At 74.9% G+C, this 2,973-nt stretch carries 4 protein-coding genes; 2 read left to right on the top strand and 2 right to left on the bottom strand.

Features of this window, described 5'->3' with window-relative positions; all coding sequences use genetic code 11:
• Nucleotides 1-142: 142 nt before the first annotated feature.
• Nucleotides 143-667 carry a DUF6886 family protein gene (locus ACFPIJ_RS40900; RefSeq protein WP_380123801.1) on the bottom strand — a complete coding sequence of 175 codons (525 nt, stop codon included), beginning with the start codon at nucleotides 665-667 and terminating at the stop codon, nucleotides 143-145.
• A complete protein-coding gene (locus ACFPIJ_RS40895) occupies nucleotides 667-1,557 on the bottom strand; it encodes a CGNR zinc finger domain-containing protein (protein WP_380123799.1) in 891 nt (296 codons plus the stop codon). The genes ACFPIJ_RS40900 and ACFPIJ_RS40895 overlap by 1 nt, the downstream gene beginning before the upstream one ends.
• Before the next feature lie 86 nt (nucleotides 1,558-1,643).
• Between ACFPIJ_RS40895 and ACFPIJ_RS40890 the strand changes: the two genes are divergently transcribed.
• Together ACFPIJ_RS40890 and ACFPIJ_RS40885 are read left to right on the top strand one after the other, a co-directional pair.
• Complete coding sequence (locus ACFPIJ_RS40890) at nucleotides 1,644-2,513, top strand: pyridoxamine 5'-phosphate oxidase family protein (protein ID WP_380123797.1); 870 nt, start codon at nucleotides 1,644-1,646, stop codon at nucleotides 2,511-2,513.
• A 132-nt stretch (nucleotides 2,514-2,645) separates the two neighbouring features.
• A complete protein-coding gene (locus ACFPIJ_RS40885; RefSeq protein ID WP_203844169.1) occupies nucleotides 2,646-2,792 on the top strand; it encodes a hypothetical protein in 147 nt (48 codons plus the stop codon).
• The last annotated feature ends 181 nt before the right edge of the window (nucleotides 2,793-2,973 follow it).

Below are 2,973 nucleotides of genomic sequence, written 5' to 3'. Positions count from 1 at the left end.
CGTAGCCGGTGTCGCCGCCGTCGTAGTCGCTCATCGCTATCTCCCCTGAGGTGTGTGTCTGGCTCGCTGTCTCGCTGTTGAGATGAACGTTAGGCGGCGGGGCACCGGTTCAAATCCCGGAAACGTGCCACCCAGCCAGGGGTCAGCGGGGGCGGGCGTTGTGCAGGCGGATGCCGCTGAAGTGCAGGCTGCTGGCCGTGACCGCGTCCCAGAACGACCACAGGTCCGGCAGCACCCGCAGCTGGATGCCGGCGCCGGCGTGCAGCTCGAAGAGGTCCCCGACCGGCTCCGGCGGGCCGAGCGGCTCGACCGCCTCGACGGCGACGTGGGCGTGGCTGCCGAACGGTGCGAACGGCGCCGCCGGGAACCGGTACGCGAACAGCCGGGCGGTGCGGATCGCCTCCAGCCAGCCGTACTCGACGGCGTGGACCCGCTCGCCGCAGCCGGCGCCGACGATCCGGTCGCGGTCCTCGGCGGTGGTGCCGGGACCCGTCCAGGCCATCGCCCGCGGGCACTGGCGCGGGAACCAGTAGTCCGGCGAGCGCTCGTGGTCGACGGCCCAGACGTACGCCTCCGGCTGCTGCGCGGTCGCCGCGACGTGCGGCACGAACCTGGTGATCGTCGGGTCCTCGGAGAAGTGCAGCACCTGCCCCGGCTCCGGTCGCATCAGTCGCCCTCCTTGCCGCTGCCGTGGTGGCGCTGGTAGTGCCGGGCGACGCGGGCCCGGTTGCCGCAGCCGTCGGAGCACCACTCGCGGCGGGGATGGTTGCGCACGAAGTACAGCACGCAGCCGGGCGCGTGGCAGGCCCGCAGCAGCAGCCGGTCCGGCCCGGCGAACAGGGCGACGGCCTCCTCGGCGATGGCCGCGACGGCCGCGAGCGCCGGCGCGTGTGCGGTCCGGACCACCCGCCGGGGTCCGCCCACCGGCGCCGCGCCGGCTTCCTGCGCCGTCGCGGTCGCGGTCGCGCCGGCGTCCTTGCGTTCCGGGCCGGACGGGCCGTCGTCCGGGGACCAGTGCAGCTCCGACCAGGACGGCGCGCTGGCACACGCCCGGTTGACGACACCGATGGCCGCCTGCAGGTCTGCGGCGGACCCGGCTCCCGCCCGGCCCGCCGCTCCGGTGGTGGCTCCTGCCCGACCCGCTGCTCCGGTGGTGACTTCCGCCCGGCCCGCCGCGCCGGTGGCGGTTGCCGCGACGCCGTCCAGCCGGTCATCGGCACCGGCCGCCCGGTGGTCGCCGGCCCGGCTGGCGACCGGCCGGGTGTGGTCGGGTGCGCCAGCGGTCGGCCGTTGGTTGCCGGCCTGGGTCGCGACCGGCCAGGTGTGGTCGGGTGCGCCGGCGGCCGGCCGATCGTCGCCGGTCACGGCGGCGGCCAGCAGGCGCAGCGCGTCGCGGAGGTCGCGCAGCTCGGCGACGGCCTCCCAGCCGGCGATCCCGACCTCCGGCCGCGCCTCCCGCAACCAGCGCGCGGCGGCGGCCGGGTCGGCGATCGTGTCCCGCACGCCGTCCCGCCCGGCCCGCACGGTGTTCATCAACTCAACCGGCAGGGGCTCCACGGTCCTAATGGTAAGGCATTGCGAAAACCATTTGGTCGTGTACTAATGGAAGCAGCGCGCTTCATCCGTTAGGAAGGGAGACTGCGGTGTTCCACGAGGGAGAGCTGGCGGTGCAGGAGCGGGCCGGGGTGCGGCTCGAGGCGGCCAGGCTGACCGGCATGCTGGCGCCCGGCGGCCTGAGCCGTGGCGCCGGCGGCTGGCTGGCCGAGCGGACCCTGGCCGTGCTCACCGGACGCAACCGGGCCGGACGGCTGTGGACCTCGGCGCTGACCGGCCCGCCCGGCTTCCTCGACGGCGCGGGGCAGCGGCTGCGGGTGGATGCGGCGTTCGCGCCGGGCGACCCGCTGCACGACCTGCCGGGTGGCCAGCGGGTCGGCCTGATCGCGATCGATTTCGCGACCCGCCGCCGGATGCGGGTCAACGGCACGCTGTTCACCGACGAAGCCGGGCGGGACGGTCTCACCGTCGAGGTGGCGGAGGCGTTCGGCAACTGCCCGCAGTACATCCAGCCGCGCCGGCTCGCCGCGGCCAGGGCGGCGGGCGCCGCGCCGGTGTTCACGTCGCTGCCGGCGCTCACCCCGGCCGCCGTGGCGACGGTCGCCGGTGCCGACACGTTCTTCCTCGGCACCGCCCACCCGGGCCGCGGCGCCGACGCCTCACACCGCGGTGGCCCGCACGGGTTCCTCCGCGTCGACGGCGACGACCTGTGGTGGCCCGACTATCCGGGCAACAACATGTTCAACAGCCTCGGCAACCTCGCCACCGACCCGTCCGCGGCGCTGCTGGTGCCCGACTTCGCCACCGGCCGCACCCTGCACCTGTCGGGCACCGCGACGGTGGAGTGGACCGAGCCGGGCACCGGCGCCCCCGACGAGGTGACGGGCCGCCGGGTCCGCTTCCACCCGGCCGCCGTCGTTGCCGGCGAGCACCCCGCCCTCGTCGCCGTCCACACCTGACCACCCTGCGGCGGCCCGGGGAATCGCCGTCCACATCCGACCGCCCGGCGGCGGCCCATGACCAGCCCGTGTTTCGCCCGGAGCGCCGTCGGGAATCCGTGTGCTCAACCGGTCCCCCCACGGAGGTTCCCCATGTCGGCACAGGCCGTCCTGTACATCATCGCCATCATCCTGCTCGCCGTCGCGGCGCTGCCGGTGCCGTCCCGCGGCTTCAACCTGGCGATCCTCGGCGCCGCCGTCGCGCTCCTCGCCTACGCCTGGCCGATCGTCAGCGCCTGACCGAGGCACCCGCGACCACGGCCGGTCACCTTCCCCTGGGGTGGCCGGCCGTGGCACGTTTCCGGGATTTGAACCGGTGCCCCGCCGCCTAACGTTCATCCCAACAGCGAGACAGCGAACCAGACACACACCTCAGGGGAGATAGCGATGAGCGACTACGACGGCGGCGACACCGGCTACG

The organism is Dactylosporangium cerinum (genome assembly GCF_042653625.1).
GTDB classification, from domain to species: Bacteria; Actinomycetota; Actinomycetes; order Mycobacteriales; family Micromonosporaceae; genus Dactylosporangium; species Dactylosporangium cerinum.
The sequence above is the reverse complement of the archived record's forward strand: the minus strand, read 5'-3'. Positions and strand labels throughout refer to the sequence as shown.

Excerpts from the sequence above, each read along its gene's own strand:
- ACFPIJ_RS40900 (WP_380123801.1), bottom strand. The coding sequence starts at position 667 with ATGCGACCGGAGCCGGGGCAGGTGCTGCACTTCTCCGAGGACCCGACG.
- ACFPIJ_RS40885 (WP_203844169.1), top strand. The coding sequence starts at position 2,646 with ATGTCGGCACAGGCCGTCCTGTACATCATCGCCATCATCCTGCTCGCC.